This is a genomic window from Mesorhizobium salmacidum (SeqCode), from assembly GCF_037179605.1.
GTDB classification, from domain to species: Bacteria; Pseudomonadota; Alphaproteobacteria; order Rhizobiales; family Rhizobiaceae; genus Mesorhizobium; species Mesorhizobium salmacidum.
Genome location: NZ_JAPYKS010000033.1, coordinates 1 through 18121 on the forward strand (window position 1 = coordinate 1; position 18121 = coordinate 18121).

The 18121-nt window shown below is 62.5% G+C and carries 14 protein-coding genes; 5 read left to right on the forward strand and 9 right to left on the reverse strand.

Going from position 1 to position 18121, the window contains the following annotated elements; all coding sequences use genetic code 11:
- From O7A60_RS28175 to O7A60_RS28185, 3 genes are all read left to right on the forward strand, one after another.
- On the forward strand, positions 1 to 2727 hold a 2727-nt coding region (locus O7A60_RS28175), incomplete at its 5' end, for a beta strand repeat-containing protein (protein ID WP_337108990.1).
- Between the two features lie 205 nt (positions 2728 to 2932).
- Positions 2933 to 4633 (forward strand): type I secretion system permease/ATPase, encoded by a 1701-nt coding sequence (locus O7A60_RS28180; protein WP_337108991.1) that lies wholly within the window; start codon positions 2933 to 2935, stop codon positions 4631 to 4633.
- Between the two features lie 19 nt (positions 4634 to 4652).
- Positions 4653 to 5990: an HlyD family type I secretion periplasmic adaptor subunit gene (locus O7A60_RS28185; protein ID WP_337108992.1), complete on the forward strand. Its 1338-nt coding sequence runs from the start codon at positions 4653 to 4655 to the stop codon at positions 5988 to 5990.
- Between the two features lie 155 nt (positions 5991 to 6145).
- On the opposite strand, the gene O7A60_RS28190 is transcribed toward O7A60_RS28185, so the two are convergent.
- A complete protein-coding gene (locus O7A60_RS28190) occupies positions 6146 to 6613 on the reverse strand; it encodes a metallophosphoesterase family protein (protein WP_337108993.1) in 468 nt (155 codons plus the stop codon).
- Positions 6614 to 6623: 10 nt separating this feature from the next.
- The gene (locus O7A60_RS28195; RefSeq protein WP_337108994.1) at positions 6624 to 7532 is read right to left on the reverse strand and encodes an MBL fold metallo-hydrolase; all 909 of its coding nucleotides are present in this window, start codon (positions 7530 to 7532) and stop codon (positions 6624 to 6626) included.
- A 213-nt stretch (positions 7533 to 7745) separates the two neighbouring features.
- On the opposite strand from O7A60_RS28195, the gene O7A60_RS28200 reads away from it, so the two are divergent.
- The gene (locus O7A60_RS28200; protein WP_337108995.1) at positions 7746 to 7895 is read left to right on the forward strand and encodes a hypothetical protein; all 150 of its coding nucleotides are present in this window, start codon (positions 7746 to 7748) and stop codon (positions 7893 to 7895) included.
- A gap of 503 nt (positions 7896 to 8398) precedes the next feature.
- Here the strand turns inward: O7A60_RS28200 and O7A60_RS28205 are convergent.
- Both O7A60_RS28205 and oiaX read right to left on the reverse strand, forming a co-directional pair.
- Positions 8399 to 9733 carry a four-carbon acid sugar kinase family protein gene (locus tag O7A60_RS28205; protein WP_140718136.1) on the reverse strand — a complete coding sequence of 445 codons (1335 nt, stop codon included), beginning with the start codon at positions 9731 to 9733 and terminating at the stop codon, positions 8399 to 8401.
- Between the two features lie 5 nt (positions 9734 to 9738).
- Complete coding sequence (gene oiaX, locus O7A60_RS28210) at positions 9739 to 10989, reverse strand: 3-oxo-isoapionate-4-phosphate decarboxylase OiaX (RefSeq protein ID WP_337109018.1); 1251 nt, start codon at positions 10987 to 10989, stop codon at positions 9739 to 9741.
- A 184-nt stretch (positions 10990 to 11173) separates the two neighbouring features.
- On the opposite strand from oiaX, the gene O7A60_RS28215 reads away from it, so the two are divergent.
- Positions 11174 to 11887, forward strand: a complete 714-nt coding sequence (locus tag O7A60_RS28215; RefSeq protein WP_027145252.1) for a transcriptional regulator NanR — start codon at positions 11174 to 11176, stop codon at positions 11885 to 11887.
- Here O7A60_RS28215 and apnL read toward each other — a convergent pair.
- The 5 genes from apnL to O7A60_RS28240 are packed head-to-tail and all read right to left on the reverse strand — an operon-like array spanning position 11863 to position 18017.
- Positions 11863 to 13722 carry a D-apionate lactonase gene (gene apnL, locus O7A60_RS28220; RefSeq protein ID WP_337108996.1) on the reverse strand — a complete coding sequence of 620 codons (1860 nt, stop codon included), beginning with the start codon at positions 13720 to 13722 and terminating at the stop codon, positions 11863 to 11865. The genes O7A60_RS28215 and apnL overlap by 25 nt on opposite strands.
- The gene (locus O7A60_RS28225) at positions 13719 to 14753 is read right to left on the reverse strand and encodes a Gfo/Idh/MocA family protein (RefSeq protein WP_337108997.1); all 1035 of its coding nucleotides are present in this window, start codon (positions 14751 to 14753) and stop codon (positions 13719 to 13721) included. The genes apnL and O7A60_RS28225 overlap by 4 nt, the downstream gene beginning before the upstream one ends.
- Positions 14754 to 14755: 2 nt before the next feature.
- The gene (locus O7A60_RS28230; protein ID WP_337108998.1) at positions 14756 to 15820 is read right to left on the reverse strand and encodes an ABC transporter permease; all 1065 of its coding nucleotides are present in this window, start codon (positions 15818 to 15820) and stop codon (positions 14756 to 14758) included.
- A complete protein-coding gene (locus O7A60_RS28235; RefSeq protein WP_337108999.1) occupies positions 15820 to 17358 on the reverse strand; it encodes a sugar ABC transporter ATP-binding protein in 1539 nt (512 codons plus the stop codon). Before O7A60_RS28235 ends, O7A60_RS28230 begins: the two co-directional genes overlap by 1 nt.
- Positions 17355 to 18017 carry a DUF2291 family protein gene (locus tag O7A60_RS28240; RefSeq protein WP_140752335.1) on the reverse strand — a complete coding sequence of 221 codons (663 nt, stop codon included), beginning with the start codon at positions 18015 to 18017 and terminating at the stop codon, positions 17355 to 17357. Before O7A60_RS28240 ends, O7A60_RS28235 begins: the two co-directional genes overlap by 4 nt.
- Between the last annotated feature and the right edge of the window lie 104 nt (positions 18018 to 18121).

Here is an 18121-nt window from a genome sequence, read left to right on the forward strand (position 1 = left end):
GCAAGCTCGGCCCACAACGAGTTCGCCGCCGGCACCACCTACACCGACACCTTCGACGTCGTCAGCGCCGACGGCACTCACACCTCGGTGCATATTGATATCCTGGGCACCAATGACGCGGCCGTGTTCTCCTCCGCCTCGGTCAACCGGATCGAGGGCAATACGACGGCGGCGATCAGCACCGGTGGTTCGCTGACAATCTCGGACGTCGACAGCCCGGCAACTTTCGTCGCCCAAGGCGGCACCGCTGGGACCTATGGCACCTTCGCCATCAACGCGGCCGGTGCCTGGACTTATGCCGCGTCCTCGGCGCATGACGAGTTCGTCGCCGGTCAGCATTACAACGAAGACTTTGACGTTGTCAGCGCCGACGGCACTCACACTTCGGTGCACATCGACATCCTCGGCACCAACGACGCACCAGCACTGGATCTGAACGGTGGAAGCTCAGGAACTTCCACAAGTATCAACTACACGGCCGGATCGGCAGGCGCAGCTATCGCGCCTTCGGGAACGGTAACGGATATCGACTCGGCCGATTTCGGCGGCGGCTCGCTGACCGTCGCTTTTACCACAAACGGCACGGCGGCGGACCAATTGACGATCCAGAACCAGGGCAACGGCGCGGGCCAGATCGGCACCAGTGGCAGCAACGTCACCTACCAAGGCACGTTAATCGGAACGTTTGCAGGTGGCTCGAATGGATCGAATCTCGTCGTCACGTTGAACGCCAGTGCCACTCCCGCAGCGGTACAGGCGCTTGCCGATCACATCCTTTATTCCAACGCGACCAGCCCCACCATCGCCAAGACGGTGACCTACACGTTGGTGGATGGAGACGGTACGGCCAACGGAGGCGCGGATACCAGTACAGCCACCGCGACGGTCAATGTGACGGGCGGCGATACAACACCTCCCAGCGTCTCGATAAACCACCAGCTTTCGCCGAGTCACCAGGACTCGACATTCACTGTACACGCAACCGACGCCAGCGGAATTCAAAGCGTCCAAATTCTTGATAGCGTCAATAGCGGGCCTCCAACCGTCATATACACGTTCACCGCCGCCGAACTGCAGGCAGCAGTAAATGGGAACTATATCCACACGTTCACTGATGGCCAGACTCCGTTCACAACCATCAACAACGACACGCACAAGATAAGTGCCAGAGTTGTAGATAATGCGAGCAACGCTGCAACCGCGTCGGACCCTGTAATCTTCAACACAAACGGTGGAAATCAGAGCAGTACCAAGTTTTCCGCACCCGCCGGCACCTCCGGCGAGCCTATCAACCTTGCCCTGACCGATCCCTCGCATGAAGGTGCCCTCATCACCGTCACAGTGGCGGACGTGCCCTCGGGCTGGACCATCAACGGCGCAACCCATAACGCCGACGGAAGCTGGACGACACAGACCAACGACCTGCACGGCCTGACCGTCACCACGCCGCCTGAATTCACCGGCGCCGCCGTGCTCGACGTCCAGATGACCTGGACCAACGCCGACGGCACCTTGGGCAGTGCGTCCATCGCCGACAATGTCGAGGCCTATGCCCCGGGCTCGCCGATCTTTGCCTGGTCCGGCGACGACGTGCTCACCGGCTCCCACGGCAACGATCTCTTCGTCTTCTCGCAACCGATCGGTGCCGACACAGTGCACAACTTCGATGCGGCCGCCGACCAGATCGATCTCATCGGCTATAACGGATTGGCAGACTTCGCCGACCTCCAGACGCATATCGCCGATGACGCCCACGGCAATGCGGTGATAACGCTCGGCGACGGACAGTCGATCACGTTGGATGGCGTCCACTCGAGCGCGCTGACTGGAAGCAATTTCGTCTTCGACCAGACACCGGTGGTCAACAATTCAGGCACCATGACAATCGGCGACGGCGCTCTGCTGCCGCTGAGCGGCATAATTGACAACAGCGGCCTCATCTCGCTCGAGTCGACCGGCGGCGATACGCTGCTGCAGGTCATCCAGCATGGGGCGACCCTGCAAGGCGGCGGACAGATTGACCTGTCCGACAGTGCCTTCAACGTCATCTCCGGCACCGGTCCGGACGTCTCGCTGATCAATATAAACAACACGATCTCGGGCGCCGGCCAGCTGGGCGATGGTATGCTCGGCCTCGACAACAGGGGCACCATCATCGCTTCGGGCACCAACGCCCTGGTCATCGACACCGGCGGCAGCGTCGTCATCAACTCCGGCACGCTTGAAGCAACCGGTTCGGGCGGCATGATCGTCGCCGGCGGGATCGCGAATTCCGGCATGCTCTCGACCAACGGCGGCAACGTCGTCATCCACGGTGAAGTCACCGGCGACGGCGATGCCACGATCGGCAACCTGTCGAAGCTGGAATTCGGCGCAGCGTCGTCGACGGATGTCACCTTCGCGCAGAACGCGGCCGGCACGCTGGAACTCGATGACTCCTTTGACTACAGCGGACGGATCGGCGGCATCACCAACGACGACAAGCTGGACCTCAACGATGTCTTGTTCGGCACCGGCACGACGGTTGCCTATCAGGCCAGCCAGGACGGCAGCGGCGGCACGTTGACGGTCTCCGACGGCGCCCACAATGCCACGCTGCATTTGCTCGGCACCTATGATGCAAACGCCTTCAAGCTTGCCGATGATGGCGAAGGCCATACCGTCGTCACCTACAATCCGGAGTTCACGCTGACGGGCGTAGCCGGGGGAACGAGCGAGTTCGTGTGACGGAAAGAGAGCGAGGCCGCAATCACGCGCGGCTCGCCCGGTTTCTGCGCCGGTCGAGCGTTTAGCTTACGAATTCGAGCGTTTAGCTTACGAATTAAGGTTTACGGAAGCTTTACGTGCAGATCGGGTGGCCCGTTGAAGGATCAGGAGTAGTATCGGGTCCGGGCATGCATTTTGGACAGGGGGCGGTTCTCCGCTAGGTATTTTGGGTCTCGACAGCAAATTCAAGACGGTACGGGAAGCGCTTCGCGCCTGCCGCCGCTATTTCCTATTTGCGGCGGCGTTCAGCCTGGCGATCAATCTGCTTTATCTCGCATCCCCGCTCTACATGCTTCAGATCTACGACCGGGTGGTCACCAGCGGCAGCGAGACCACGCTGGTGATGCTCACCCTGGTGTTGCTTGCCGCTTTTCTGGCTCTTGCGGGCCTCGACCTTGTGCGCGCCGCCATCCTGACACGCGCCAGCGCGCGGCTCGACCGGCTGCTTTCGGTAAAGATCCTCGCCGCGTCCGTCGAAACTCCGTCGCCCGGCTCCTCGCCTAGCCAGCCAATCCGCGACTTCGACACGTTCAGGCAGGTCATCACCGGCAGCGGCATCCACGCCCTGTTCGACCTGCCATGGTCGCCCATCTATATCGGCATCATCTTCCTGCTGCATCCGTGGCTCGGCTTCTTCGCATTGGGCTGCTCGTTGCTATTGATCGGCATGGCCGTGCTCAACGAGTATCTCGTGCGCTCGCCGCTAAAGCAGGCCAACGAGCTGGCGACGAACAACTATAACTTCACCGAAATGAGCCTCAGGAACTCGGAAGTCGTTCGCGCCATGGGAATGATCGACGGTCTCATCCGCCGCTGGGGCCGCGACCGCAATCTGGCACTGCGGCGCCAGGCTGAGGCAAGCGACCGTGCCGCTCTGATGTCGGGCCTGATCCGCTTCCTGCGGCTCACCATGCAATCGCTGATCCTCGGCCTCGGCGCGTATCTGGTCATCGAAAGGCAGATTACCGGCGGCACCATGTTCGCGGCGAGTCTCCTGCTGGGCAGGGGGTTGCAGCCTGTCGAGCAGATCGTCGGCCTCTGGCGCAGCCTGATCCTGGCTCGGGCAGCGTTGGCAAGGGTCGAGAAGCTGGTCGACGGAGGCGCGCGGAACGAAAGGGCGTTCAACCTGCCCAGGCCCAGCGGCACGATCTCAGTCGAGCAGGTAAGCTTTGCAATTCAAAGCCAGCAGAAAGTGCTTCTGCGCGACGTGTCGTTTCGGTTGGAGGCTGGCGAGGCGCTCGGAATCGTTGGCCCTTCCGGCGCCGGCAAGTCGACCCTGGCGCGCCACCTTGCCGGCGTCATGCAACCCAGCCGCGGCACAGTCAGGCTGGATGGTGCCGACCTGTCGCAATGGGGGCACGACGCACTCGGTGATCACGTTGGTTACCTGCCGCAGGATATCGAACTCTTCTCCGATACGATCGCGGCCAACATCGGCCGCTTCAAGACCAATGTCGACCAGGAGGTGATCGATGCCGCGCGGCTCGCCGGCGTGCACGAGATGATCATTCGCCTGCCGCAGGGTTACGAGACTCAGATCGGCGAAGGCGGCGCAGTGCTGTCGGGAGGATACCGGCAACGGATCGCTCTTGCCCGGGCGGTGTTCGGAACGCCGAAACTGATCATTCTCGATGAGCCGAGCTCCAATCTAGACGCCGATGGCGACCGCGCGCTGAGTGATTGCGCGATTGAGCTGAAGCGCCGCGGCAGCACGGTGATCATCGTCTCGCACCGGCCCTCGACCTTGGCGAATGTCGACAAGATCCTGCTGTTGCGCGATGGCGCCGTCGATGCCTTCGGGATGAGAAACGAGATCGTGGCGCTGCTCAACCAGCGCGCGGCTCCAATCGCGGTGGCGACCCAATGAAATGTGGTCGGAGAGTTCGATGAGCGACAGCGCCCTCACTTACCATAGCCTGCCCGGCGAGGCCGGCATCCCGGCTCCGGATTCCATCCGGGTGCCGGCCTATATCGGTCTGCTGATCATAGTGGCCTTTTTCGGAATTTTCGGCGGCTGGGCAGCTTTTGCCCCTCTGAACGGCGCCGTGCTCGCCGACGCCATCGTCAAGGTGGAAGGCAATCGAAAGAGCGTACAGCATTTCGACGGCGGGACGGTGAAGGAGATCCGCGTAAAGGATGGCGACGTCGTCAGGAAAGGCGACATAATGCTGAAGCTGGACGACACCAGGACCCGGTCCGAATTCAATCTCTATGCCCAGCAATATGCGCTGTTGCGCGCAACCGATGCCAGGATCAGGGCCGAACTGGACGGCAGCGAGGCTGTTGCCTTCCCCGAGGACACTCTCAAAGAGCACGAGGACTACCTCAAGGATGCAATGGCTAATCAGATCGCCGATCTGGAAACCCAGCGTGCCTCGATGGCCGGCGCCAAACAGATACTCGAGCGTCGCATTGCTGAGCTCGAGGAGCAGATACGGGGCAAGCAGTCTCGGGTCGAATCCTACCAGGCTCAGCTCAAGTCGACGATCGAGGAGAAGGCCAGCCTGTCGAAGCTGCTCAAGGCCGGATTGACGACCCGGCCACGCATCCTGGAACTGGAAAGGTCCGCCTCGGATTTGCAAGGCCTGATCGACGATAACCTCGGCGCAATCGGCGGCAGCCAACAGAGCAAAGCCGAACTCGAGAGCCAGATCGCCCAATTGACCAATGAGCGTCGGACCAAGCTGTCGGCCATGCTGATCGATACGCAATCGAATCTTTCCGACCTCGTACCCAAGATGTTCGCCGCCCGGGCTGCCATGGACCGGGCCGAAGTGCGCGCGCCCTATGATGGCCAAGTGATGGATCTCAGCGTCTTTTCGATCGGTGCGATCGTGGCGCCGGGCCAGACCATCCTCGACATCGTGCCGACCGAGAACTCGCTGATCGTCCAGGCACAGGTTCGCGTCGAGGATATATCGAACCTGCGGCCCAACATGGCCGCCGAAGTTCGCTTCACATCATACAAGCAGCGTTCGATACCCACAATTCATGGACGCGTCACCCGCATTTCGGCGGATCGCATTACCGACACCAAAACCGGCTTTCCCTATTACCTCGCGGACATAGCGGTCGATCCGGTGGAATTGGCCGCGGCCCCACAGATCGCGCTTTATCCGGGCATGCCGGCGTCAGTCATGGTCGTTACCGACCAACGCACGGCGCTCGACTACATTTTAGGCCCGCTGGTTGTGTCGTTCCACTCAGCGTTTCGCCAGAAATGACGGAGCAGTCCAACACCGCCCGCGGCGAGAACTCCCGCCAACCAGTCCTGAAAAATGCTTCTCTCCGCGTTGCGGCGCGCCTGGCCATCTTGTGATAAATTCAGGAGACAGTCGGATATAGGCGCGGACGTATATTAAGTGTGCGCTGAATTGGTTCAGCCGTTTACCAAGCTCCGCATCGCGGGCTGTATGCTGCCCCGAGTAATGTCGACCGTCGCAAGGGTGACAGGCAGCTTGAACCGTCGTGGGCCAGCGCTGCCTGGATTCAAATAAAGCACGCCATCCACTGTCTCCATCCTCGGCACATGCGAGTGACCGGACACGACCAAATCGATGCCCTGGACAACCGGATCGATCCGCAGCGTCTTGAGATCATGAAGTACGTAGATTGCTCGCCCGGCGAGGCGTACGAGCTTGGTTTCTGCGTATTCCACAGCCCACCCACCGGTGTCCACGTTACCTCTGATTGCGGTAACCGGTGCGATACCGCGAAGCGCTGTGATGATCTCGGGGCGGCCGATGTCTCCCCCATGAATGATGTGGTCGACCCCGGCCAGGCAACGCACCGCCTCCGGCCTCAGCAATCCGTGCGTATCCGAGATGATGCCAATTCTGAACGTCATACCTCTGTCACTAGACGGTGAGGGTCGTGAAATCCGTTGCGATAAGGCTGTTCGTAAATGTCCGGACGGCTTCCGCCAGAATTTCTTCGTCGCGATAGCGGCCGGAGATGTGCGTAAGAACGAGCTGCTTTACCTCACTGGTCGCTGCCAGCGAAGCTGCCTCCGCAGCTGTCAGATGTCCGTAGTCGCGCGCCATCGTTGCATCTCGTTCCAGGAATGTGGCTTCGATGACCAGCAGGTCGGCGCCGCTCACCTGGTCGGCCAATCCATCGGTGGTTTCGACGTCGCCTACAATGACCAGTTTCTTGCCGGCTTCGGGTGGTCCGAGGACGGCTTCGGGAGCAATCATTCTGCCGTCGGGGAGAGAAATTGGGCGGCCTTCGGCCAAGTCCTTCCGGATCGGACCGTCTGGCACGCCCAGAGCTGCCAAGCGGTCCGGACGGAGATGACGGCGCGCCGGCGTCTCGAAGATGAAGCCGTAGCTGTCGGTGTCGCGATGGCGAACTTGAAAGCAGTCGACTGTGAACTCATCCACCTCGAACACGCGTCCGGGGACAAGCGGCACGAGTTTCAGCGGGATCGGCGCGCGTCCCTCACCCCAAAGGCCAGCGAGCATGCGGGCGACGACGTCGAGGGTGTCGGCGCTGCCATGAATGATTACAAGGTCCTCGCCATGCCGAAGCCGAAGCGTCGAGAACAAGCCTGGAATCCCGAGCACGTGATCGAGATGCGCGTGCGTGAGGAGCAGGCGATCAAGTCGCCTGAATCCGGCGCCGCTACGCAGAAGCTGACGCTGGGTGCCTTCCCCGCAATCGACCAGCACCCGCTGACTGCCGGCTTCAACGAGCAGCGCCGGGTGATTGCGCTCGGCCGAGGGCACGCTGGCCGAGGTGCCAAGCAAGATAAGCCTGAAGGTCATGCGAGCAGTCTACCTCGCGGGCAACGAGACCTCAAAGCGGGCGAAAGAGCGGTCCTGGATAGACTTCGTGTAGCCGGCTTGGCGCTACAGTTGTCGGCGAACTTGCTGACCGAGAACGCCGGTGGGAAGGATGCCGCCTTGCTACCCATGCCTCGCAGGCTGCCTCGCTTTAAAGGTGGTGAAGCGAAAACGGTCCTCGAAGGGGAGACAGTCATGGCATCAGCCAAAACTCTACCAAAAGGCCTGAATGAACTCGTGGCGACACAAAAACTCGACCTCAAAGATGACGGTACTTTTCAAGACGGGAGCGAGCGTGCCGCCGAGCGGCAAACAAGAAAAAACCTAGCTAGATCAATAGCCTAGCTCGATTACAACAATTGAGTGGGAGTGAGGATACGGCAATAGCAAAGCTTCGGCGGCGATTGCCGCGCTGTTCCATTCTTACTTCCGCTTACGCTGGACATTCTTTCTCTCTGAGCTTGCAGGTTCGATCTACACCTAGGTCGCGGTTTGTAAATCCGTTTCAAAGGGCGAGAGGGCTCTGGCGTAGAACAGCTTGCGCAAAGGCGGGTCCGCAATGCGCCTCAATCAGCTGTAGAGCCCGCCGTAGCCAGTCCCCGAAAGCGGTCATTTTGAGTAGTCAGGCGGGGTGGCTCGCTTGCGCAGCATGTCTGCCATCCTGGCGAAGCGCAGCCTTTTTCGAAAGCGGTCGTCGCTCAACCAATGCTTAGTCTAAAGGCCTGTTCCGGAGGGGCTCTGCCGGTCGACTTTCGAGCAGACATGTGCTCGCTTGGTGCTCAGGCGCAAGCCCTAATCGACTGTGCATGTCTCCCCAGGTTTCGCAATGTCCCAGCGCAACGCCATGGTCAATTCTGAAGGCCGTCACGGATGGACGAGAAATAGCGGTCGGTTCCTACCTGCCCGCCCTTCAACGCGACCTCCAGCCCGTCGATCGCATCGATGCTGGAATGGGCTACGCAAAGCGGGGAACCGGGCGAGGCGGGCAGGGGCATCCTGACGGTCAGCGCGTCTACGCCCATTTGTCCCAGCGCATGGCTTGACGTGTCACCGCCTGCGATGATCACGCGCCGCAAGCTCTGCTCCTCCGTCAATTGGCGCAGCAGCGCACCAAGGCCGCGGCCAAGCTTGTGGCGGGCACCATCCTCCCGGTCGATTTCGGCGCCCCTGTCGGCGGTGGGGCCAAGTGCCGTATAGAGGATGACGCTGCGCCCGGCTTGCAGACTGGCGCGGCCCTTTGCCGCCGCACGCGCAATCGCCTGCACCGACCCCTCCGAAACCAATTCGACAGGGTCGACCTCAATGCCGTCGAAACCGTCGGACAGGGCATGCCGGATCTGTCGTTCGGTGGTCGGCGAGCAACTGCCCGACACGACGGCCACCCGGTCGACGGCACCCGGCGGCGCAAAGCGTGGCCCAGCGTTGGCGATGCCCCTCGACGCCCACTCGGTCAACAGCGCATATTCGATTCCGGACGAGCCGACGACGATGGAACCGCCCGGTTTGCGAACCCGCCATATTTCCTTGCCAGCAAGGGCTTGGGTCTCCCGGTTATCGACGTCGATAAGAACGATGGCGGCACCGTTCTCCACGAGGCGATCGAATGCCTGCGATCGCGATGTGGACTGCAGCGTCGCCAGGTCAAGCAATCCCAAGGAGAGTCCGGTCTGTCGCGACATATGAATCAGCAGGTCGGACTCATTCATCGGCGTCGTCGGATGGCGGCTCATCACCGGATGACGGTCGATGCGGAAATACTGGTCGCGATAGGCCGCGAACAGGTGGCCAAAGGCAGTGTAGCGTCTGAGCTGCGGTGCGCCGACCAGCATGGGCACGCTGTCCTGTGCGAAGACCGAGCGGCCGATCTCGATTGCCCGGCCGATGCTGCCGATTACCGGACTTGAATCGAAGGTCGAGCAGACCTTGTAATGGCAGATATCGGCTCTCAGCGCCTTCAGCCAGGCGAACGCGTCACGCAAATGCGTGTCCATCCACTGCGGGGTCTCGCTGCGGCTGGTGCCAGCGAGGCCAACCGCACGACAGTGCGAAAACCGTGCAAGCTGCTCGGCGTCCGGCTGGCGCATGAACAACACGGTCGGGACGCCACCAAGCTCGAGTGCTTCCATTACATCGGTCGAGCCGGTGAGGTCGTCGCCATAGTAGCTGAGCAGCAGGTCTTGCATGGGTGTCAGGCCGCCCTGCCATCGCCGAATTTTTCAATCGACCGCGCTAGTTCGGCATGGCTGCGGGCATAATCGGCCAGCGGAATGCCGTCCACAGCCGCCTGCCAGGCCTGACGTACGGCGCGCACGCCGGCGCCCGGTCCGTCCGGATGGCTGACGATGCCGCCGCCGCAGAGATAAAGGAGATCGACCGTTCGCCCGGTGCGTTCATAGGTCTCGGGTGCCTGTCCACCCCACTGGCCGGAACCGGCCACCGGCAGCGCGCAATCGTCAGGCGAGAAGATCGGCGTGGTTACCGCCTTGAAGGAGCGGACGAAGGATGCATCTGGTTCCCAGTATTTCGAGGCAATGCCATTAATCTGGAACTGGTCGACGCCGAGCAGCCGCCAGAACTGCTGCCAGACCTTGAAATCCATGCCGAGGCCGGGATGGCGGGTGAGGATGTCCCAGCCATTGCGGTGGGCGTGCAGCACCAGGCCGGAGCGCTTCCTCAAGAACGCCATGCCGCCGAAGCCGATTGAGTTGATGTTGACCACGGCACAATTGCCGCCGGCCTTGATCACCAGATCGTGGTTGCGCATCATCTCGTCGGGATCGGCATGCGAGATGCCGAAGGCATACATCACCTTCTTGCCGGTCTTCTGTTCATGGTCGAGGACGAGCGGCATGATCGCCTTTATCCGCTCCGCCAGCGGCGAATAGGCAGGGCTCATCAGCTTCTCGTCGTCCTTGATGAAATCGACGCCGGCCTCGATCAGTTCGCCCACCATCGCGGCCGTCTCATGCGGCCGGAGGCCCAGCGCCGGCTTGACGATGGTGCCGATGATCGGACGGTCCTCGACGCCGGTCAGCCTGCGGCTGCCAGCGAGGCCGAATTGTGGGCCGGGATGGGCGCCCCGGTATTGTTCCGGCAGCTTCATATCGATGACACGAATGCCGGTGAGCCCCTTGATCGAATATGTGCCACCGATGGCAATGGTCATCAGTGCGGCAAGGTCGGTGCCGATGGCATCGAACGGAAAGGCGATGTCGACATCAGCGCGCCTGAAGGGCCCGTTGCCGGATCCCGGGAGAGACGGCTGCGCGGCATCAGGCAGGTGGCGGATTGCCAGCACGCGCGCTGCGACGCGAGCCTTCAGTTCCTCCGTCTCGCCGGGCAGCGCGACGAAGGTGCCGGTCGACTGGTCGCTGGCGATCTTGGCCGCCAGCGACTCGATGCTGCCTGGCGTCTCGATGCGGTAGGTCAAGGTGATCATGGACATCGGCCGGTCGAAAAGGGTTCGAAAAAAGTTTCGTCGCGCAGGAAATCTGGTATAATGAGTACATAAGTATTGCAAGCAATATCCGAATTGGCGGCTACAATCCGGTCAGCGGACGGGCATTCCAGGAATCGCAGCGGCAATGCTAGATAGGGCCGGGTCAAGGGAGTGATTCGCGACGATGAACCGTTCGGAGCCGATCGTCCGGCGCAAACTTTCCGACGAAGTCTTTGCAAGACTGAAGCGGCTGATCACCAGCGGCGAACTGCAGCCCGGCGACGACATGCCGTCCGAGCGCGAGTTGATGGAGCGCTTCGAGGTCGGCCGGCCGGCGATCCGTGAAGCCATGCAGGCGCTGAGCAATATGGGGCTCGTCGCCATCTCGCATGGCGAGCGCGCCAAGGTGCTGCAACTGACCGCCAAGTCGATCATCAAGCAGGTCGACGGCGCGGCCAAGATCATCCTGTCTTCGTCCAGGGACACGCTGGAGCACCTGAAGACCGCGCGCATCTTTTTCGAACGCGGCATGGTCAGGGAAGCCGCGGAAAAGGCTACATCGGAGGATGTGCAACTGCTGAAGGCAACCGTGGCCGAGCAGCGCGCCGCGCGCGGCGATTCGGAAGCCTTCATCTCCGCCGACATGAAGTTTCATACCCAGATCGCGTCCATTTCAGGCAATCCGATCTATGTCGCCGTCAGCGAAGCCACGCTGGGCTGGCTGAAGGAATACCACACTGAAATGCTTATCTGGACCGGCAAGGAAAAATACACGCTGACCGAGCACGAGGAGATCATCGATCGCATCGAGCACGGGGATGCCGACGGCGCCGAGAAGGCGATGATCAAGCACCTCGAGCGCTCGCGTGCGCTCTATGTGATGAATTCCGAGAAGTAACCGATCCTGGTAATCGCATAGGGCGGCATTGCGAGATTGCCCTGGCCAAGCGCGGAAGCGTCGACCGGGACGTCGTTCGATGTCAGATTCGCCAGCCAGACGATGATCTTGCCCGAGACAGAGCGGCCGGCCAGCGCCAGGACCCGCGTCTCGTCGCTCGTCATGGCGGAAACATGCGTCAGTCCAGCCAACTCACAAAGCCCTTCGATGGCCTGGAAGATCGGCCGCGGCGTTCCTTGCGCGAGGGGTTCGCCTGATCCCGCGACCACGCCGAACGGCCCGCTGAAGCTGGACAGTGTCAGCATCTCCAGGCCCGCCGGCGCGACGCGCGCGGCATAGCCGATCGTCCATGCGGCGGCGAACTGCGCGGCATGGCGGGGATCGCGGTTCGCCATGGCGATGCGTTGCCCCTGAGGATTGTTCTTGGTCGCGCCGCCATAGGGGTTCTGGCGCATGGCTATCGTCGATGGCCCGATCCGGTACGGCTTTGTCCCGAAGATCGCCCGAGTGGACCGGATGATGAAGGGCAGCGCCTCCAGCGATTGCATGACGCTGAGATCATCGGCGGCATGCACGATCGGACAGGTGCAGTGGGTGATGAAATCGAGCTGGTGGGCCGGAACGCGCTTGCGGTTGAGCTCGGTGAAATAGCTGAACATGCCGCCGCCGAGACGGATATCGGGAAAGGCGCGGCGCGCCGCGGTGTAGACGTCCTCGAGCGGCGGGCATGCCGGCCAGGCACTGCCCGGCGGCGTCGACTGGCGGTCGACTGCAGGAGACACCGCGACAGCATCGAGCCGCAGGCCTGCCCGGCGTACCATATCGGCGACATCGGAAAGTTCGGCGTTGAGATCGCCGGCGCAGGCGACCACGCATTCCAGCGTCGTCGAAACAGGGTAGGCGGCGGCGAGCCGGGCATGGGCGCGCAGCGCGTTGAGGCCGTGGCCTCGCGTCGGATCAAAGTGGAAAAGCAGCTGCCGCGGACCGAGCCTCCCCAGCATCGGCAGGTCGGCAAGTGCCGCCTCGACATCCTCGGGATAGATCACCACGCCGATGTCAGGCAGCTTCGAGCCGGCCTTGCCGAGTTCGACGCGAACCGGGTCGGCCGCCGCTGCCGAGGCAGGCACGTTGGCGTCGCCGGTGATTTGCAGGCTGATCGTCTGGCGCAGGGGTTGTCTGGCCGGCAGCACATAGGGCCATGGCAGCGCCAGCGGCCTCACATAGGTCTTATAGGAAGCGTCAGACCAGTTGCGCTGGTCTTCCATCTCGAATGTGTCGCCATCCATCCGGCATTGCGCGACAACGCCGGGCCGCACCTGATGCGTGATGGCGCGCAAATCCTTGAACGGCTGCCAAGGGTCGATCAGATCGGGCAGTTCCGTCTCGACCACCCCGCCGTCGGTATGCTCGACCGTCACCGGGCTGCCGGCAAGGCCGGCGATCGGGTGCAGGATGCAGAAGCCGCAGCGATTGGTTTCGAAATCGCTCTCTGGCAACGCGGTCACGTCGAACACCAGCCTGCCGTCGGCGGAGCCTTCGATCGTGGCGCGGAAGCCGAGCCGGCTGCCGTTCGGGCCGAGGCAGCTTGCCGTGTAGCTGACCGAGAAACGGTCATCCTTCTGGTCGATCGCCAGATCTGTCAGATCAGGCTCGTATGTGCCCCAGTCGCGGTCGCGCACGATATAGGCGATGGCGCGCAGCACTTCGGTGCCGCCATAGCGGATGGTGCGCAGATTGCCGTTGACCAGCTCCGTACTCAGCGCGCCCGCGCGCAACGTGACCGGCTTGGGCTCGGCCGCGCGCGTGCCGTACAGCTGGAAAGCCTCAGCCGTCATCTGAGCAAGGCGTCGATTTGCACCGGCCCGCGGCTGGCGGCACCCGCATAGGCGGCCTCGACCAGGGCAAATGTCTTGAGATTGTCAGCGCCTGAAGTAGCCGGTTCCTGGCCTGATGCAAGGCAGTCGATCCAGTGCTGCTGGATGGCAGCAACGCTCTCCTGGATGTTGTGCCATGGTCGCGAGGCCCAGGGCAGCAGTGGTGGCGAGACGTCGTTCACCTTGGTTCCGGTTTTGCCTGTGACGGTCAGCCGGTAGCCTTGCGCCAGCCGGATCGTGCCGTCGCTGCCATCGAGTTCGATGAGTGTTTCCGGGAACGGCTCCACGGCGAGCTTGGTCGCATAGCTGCAATCGACCACCGAAGTGGCGCCGCCGGCGTGGTCCATGAGCATCGTGGCGACATCCTCGCCGGCAATGGCCGGGTTGATGCGTGCGGTCCGCGCGGTCAGGCTCGACACATCGCCGAGCAGGAAGCGGGCGATGTCGAGAATATGAATGCCGAGATCCTCGATGATGAAGCGTTTGCCCGTCGCCAGATAGGGCTGGCCGGAAAACACGTCATAGCCGGAGCGAAAGGAGATGCGGCCGAAGAAGGGCGTGCCGATCTCGCCGCTGTCTAGTACGGCGCGCACCGCCTGGATCGGCGACTGCCAGCGAAAGTTCTCATGCACCATCAATGGCACGCCGGCTGTTTGGCAGGCCTCCACCATCGCCCTGGCATCACTGAGCGTCGGCGCGAACGGCTTCTGGCAGATGACGGGAACGCCGTGCGCGGCGGCCATCTCGACCAGCTCACGATGGCTGCCCACCGTGGTGGCGACGTCGACGAAGTCGAGTTTCTCCGCCGCAAACATCGCCGCTGCGTCCGTGTAGCGCCGTGCGACATCGAACTGGTCGCCGACGATCCGCAGTCGCTCGGCATTGCGGTCGCAGACCGCGACGATCGAGGCGCCCTTGATGTCGCGCCAGGCATGCATCTGGTTGACGGCGAAGAAGCCGCAGCCGATCAGCGCTCCACTTAGACTCTCCATGCTCAACCCACCTTTGCCATCTGCATCAGCGTGACGCGCTGCTGCAGCCGGCGCTGCGCCTGGTCGACGACGACGGCGACGATGATGACCAGGCCCTTGATCACCATCTGCCAGAAGGAACTCACGCCCATCATCACCAGCCCGTCCGACAGGATGCCGATGACAAAGGCGCCGACGATTGTGCCGCCGATCGTGCCGCGTCCGCCCGACATCGAAGTGCCGCCGAGCACCGCCGCGGCAATGGCGTTCAATTCGAAGCTCTCGCCCGTCGCCGGGTGCGAGGCCATCAGTTCCGAGGAGATGATCAGGCCGACGATCGCGGCGCAGAAGCCGGAGAACATGTAGACGAACATCTTGACCATGTTGACGCGCACGCCCGAGATCCGCGCCGCGCGCTCATTACCGCCGACGGCGAAGATGTGGCGACCGAGCGGGGTGTAGCGCGCGAGGTAGGCAGCCCCCAGCGCCACCACGATCAGGATCCAAATCGACACCGGCAAGCCGAGCAGCCGGCCGGCGCCGAGGAAGCCGAAGCCGGTGGTGCCGAGTTCCGGTTTGCCGACGAGGTTGGGAAAGGTGCGGCCGTCGGAGGACAGCAGCGCGAAACCGCGCGCGACATAGAGCACGCCGAGCGTGGCGATGAAGGGCGCGACGTTGAGCCTGGTGATCAGCAGCCCGTTGACGGCGCCGATCGCTATGCCGACCAGAAGCGTGATCACGATGATCTCGAAGACGTTGAAATAGACGGTGTAGCCGATCTGCAGGTCGATACCGTTGAGCACGAGATAGCCGGCCACCATGCCGCACAGGCCGACGATCGAACCGACCGAAAGGTCAATGCCGCCGGTGATGATGACGAAGGTCATGCCCATGGCGAGGAAGGCGTTGAGCGCCACGTGCTTGGCCATCAGGATCAAATTGGCGGCCGAGAGGAAGTTCGGCGCGGCGATCGAGAAGAATACCAGCACCGCGATCAGCGCGATGAAGGTCCTGAGCTTCATCAGCGTCAGCAGCGCGGAACCGCTGGAGGCGGAAGGAGCGGCCGCCTTGGCCGGAATGTCAGTCATCAGCGTTGCTCTCCATGTGCCGGTCCGTGGCCCAGCGCCGACGCAGCGACGATCGCCGCTTCCGTCGCCTCGGCGCGGTCGAACATGCCGGTCAGTCTGCCATTGCTCATCACCGCGATGCGGTCGGACAGCGCCATCACCTCGTCGAGATCGGAGGTGGCGAACAGGATGCCGAGTCCGTCGCGCGAAAGCTTGCGCATGGTGCGGAAGACGTCGGCCTTGGCGCCGACATCGATACCGCGGCTGGGTTCGTCCATCAAAAGCACTTTCGGTTCGGTGAGCAGTGCCTTGCCGATCACCACCTTCTGCTGGTTGCCGCCCGACAGTGACGAGACTTCCTGCACCGGATCGGCGACCTTGATCGCCAGTTCCCGAACCATCTGGACGACGGCCTGCCGCTCGGCGCCGCCGCGGATATGGAACAGGCTGACGAAGCGCGACAAGCTTGCCAGCGTCAGGTTGCTGGCGACCGAGAGGATCGACACCAGCCCTTCGCGCTGGCGGTCCTCGGGGATCAATGCCAGCCCGCGCTGGATGCGGCGCGTCGTGTCGCGCTCCTTCACATGCTTGCCGGCGATGAAGATCTTGCCGCTGGCATGGCCATGACGGCCCATGATGCAGTCGAACAGCTCGCTGCGCCCAGCGCCCATCAGCCCGTATATGCCGAGGATTTCGCCGGCGCGCAGCGACAGCGAGACATGATCGACCGCCAGTCCGCCGGTAACGCGCGGCAGGCAGATCTCCTCGGCGCGGAAGATTTCCTCGCCGGGCTGATGTCCGTCGGCCTTGGCGAAATCCTTGGCATCCGAGCCGATCATCTGCCGCACGATCCACTGCGTGTCGACTCGTCCCATTTCCTCCTGGCCGGTGATGCGGCCGTCGCGCAGCACGGTGACGGTGTCGCCGATGCGGATCAGTTCTTCCAGCCGGTGGGAGATGTAGACGATGGCGACGCCGCGCGCCTTGAGGTCGGCGATCACCTTGAACAGGATTTCGACTTCCGCCGCGCTCAGCGCCGAGGTCGGCTCGTCCATGATCAGGATCTTGGCGTCGAGCGAAACCGCCTTGGCGATCTCGACCAGCTGTTGCTGGCCGATGCGCAGGTCCTCGACCAGCATGTCTGGCCGGATGCCGGCTTCGAGCCGGTCGAGGAATTCGCCCGCCCGTTTTTCCTGCTCCTTGCGGTCGATCTTGCCCAGCCGGTTGGTGATTTCGCGTGTGGCGAAGATGTTCTCGGCGACGGTCATGTTGCCGAACAGGTTCAGCTCCTGGAACACCATGCCGATGCCGCGCGCCACCGCATCTCCCGATGAGGAGAAGGAAACCTCTTCGCCTTCGAGCAGGATGCGGCCGGCGGTCGGCTGCTCGACGCCGGCGATGATCTTCATCAGCGTCGACTTGCCGGCGCCGTTTTCACCGACCAGCACGTTGACGGCACCCTTGCGCACCTCGAAGTTCGCCTGCTTGACCGCCACCGTGCCGGCATAGACCTTCGAGACGTCCTCCAGCTTGAGGATGACCTCGCGACCGGGGCTCATGGCTTCGGCCCGATCTCGGCCTCCGCCGGAGTCACCAGCGGCAGGTCCTGGCCACCTTCGATCGTATAAGCGCCGATCACCTTGGCGGCGCGGCCTTCAAGTGCCTCGCGCGGCAGTTTGGACAGCACGGCCTTGTCCGCATAGGCGTTGAAAGCCTTGCCGAACTGGGCGAAGTCGATCTGGTTGGTGAAGTCGTTGAACTGGACGAAATCGAGGCTGTCGCGCAGTGCCGTGCCGCGCATCGCTGGCCCGATCTGGACGCGCGCATCGGCCTTGCCGTCGCCATCCACGTCAATGTCCATCGTTGCCGCGCGCGACTGCGTGTTGGCGGCGATGATCTTGCCCTCGACACGCACCGCGAAGGTCCATGGCGAATTCGCCTGCTTCCTGGGGTTGCCGTATTTGGCGCCGGCCGCCGCCGGATCGGTCTTCGCCAACGCATGGACCTCGGCAAACGGCCCGGCCTTCTGCTTGAGATAGGGTATGACCTTCGAGGCCCAGATGTCCTCGACCATCTTGTCCGGTTTGAAGGCAGGCGCATTGTTTTCGCCTTGCGCCACGGGCGTCGGCAGGATCTTGCAGGCGCTGAGGCCAAGGCCCACGAGCGCCGCAAGCATCATCCCGGTGAAACGGGTCAGCCAGGTCAATCTGTTCGGCATGGCGGTCAAAAAATCACCCGGAACGTGAAACTGGAGCAATTCCAGAAAAAGTGTGAAACGGTTTTCCGTCCGAAATTGCGTCAAAACAAAACTGGGCGAGGGGC

Excerpts from the sequence above, each read along its gene's own strand:
- O7A60_RS28200 (WP_337108995.1), top strand. The coding sequence starts at position 7,746 with ATGGCATCAGCCAAAACTCTACCAAAAGGCCTGAATGAACTCGTGGCG.
- oiaX (WP_337109018.1), bottom strand. The coding sequence starts at position 10,989 with ATGATCACCTTGACCTACCGCATCGAGACGCCAGGCAGCATCGAGTCG.
- O7A60_RS28240 (WP_140752335.1), bottom strand. The coding sequence starts at position 18,017 with ATGCCGAACAGATTGACCTGGCTGACCCGTTTCACCGGGATGATGCTT.
- O7A60_RS28190 (WP_337108993.1), bottom strand. The coding sequence starts at position 6,613 with ATGACGTTCAGAATTGGCATCATCTCGGATACGCACGGATTGCTGAGG.
- O7A60_RS28215 (WP_027145252.1), top strand. The coding sequence starts at position 11,174 with ATGAACCGTTCGGAGCCGATCGTCCGGCGCAAACTTTCCGACGAAGTC.
- O7A60_RS28225 (WP_337108997.1), bottom strand. The coding sequence starts at position 14,753 with ATGGAGAGTCTAAGTGGAGCGCTGATCGGCTGCGGCTTCTTCGCCGTC.
- O7A60_RS28235 (WP_337108999.1), bottom strand. The coding sequence starts at position 17,358 with ATGAGCCCCGGTCGCGAGGTCATCCTCAAGCTGGAGGACGTCTCGAAG.
- O7A60_RS28185 (WP_337108992.1), top strand. The coding sequence starts at position 4,653 with ATGAGCGACAGCGCCCTCACTTACCATAGCCTGCCCGGCGAGGCCGGC.
- O7A60_RS28205 (WP_140718136.1), bottom strand. The coding sequence starts at position 9,733 with ATGCAAGACCTGCTGCTCAGCTACTATGGCGACGACCTCACCGGCTCG.
- apnL (WP_337108996.1), bottom strand. The coding sequence starts at position 13,722 with ATGACGGCTGAGGCTTTCCAGCTGTACGGCACGCGCGCGGCCGAGCCC.
- O7A60_RS28230 (WP_337108998.1), bottom strand. The coding sequence starts at position 15,820 with ATGACTGACATTCCGGCCAAGGCGGCCGCTCCTTCCGCCTCCAGCGGT.
- O7A60_RS28195 (WP_337108994.1), bottom strand. The coding sequence starts at position 7,532 with ATGACCTTCAGGCTTATCTTGCTTGGCACCTCGGCCAGCGTGCCCTCG.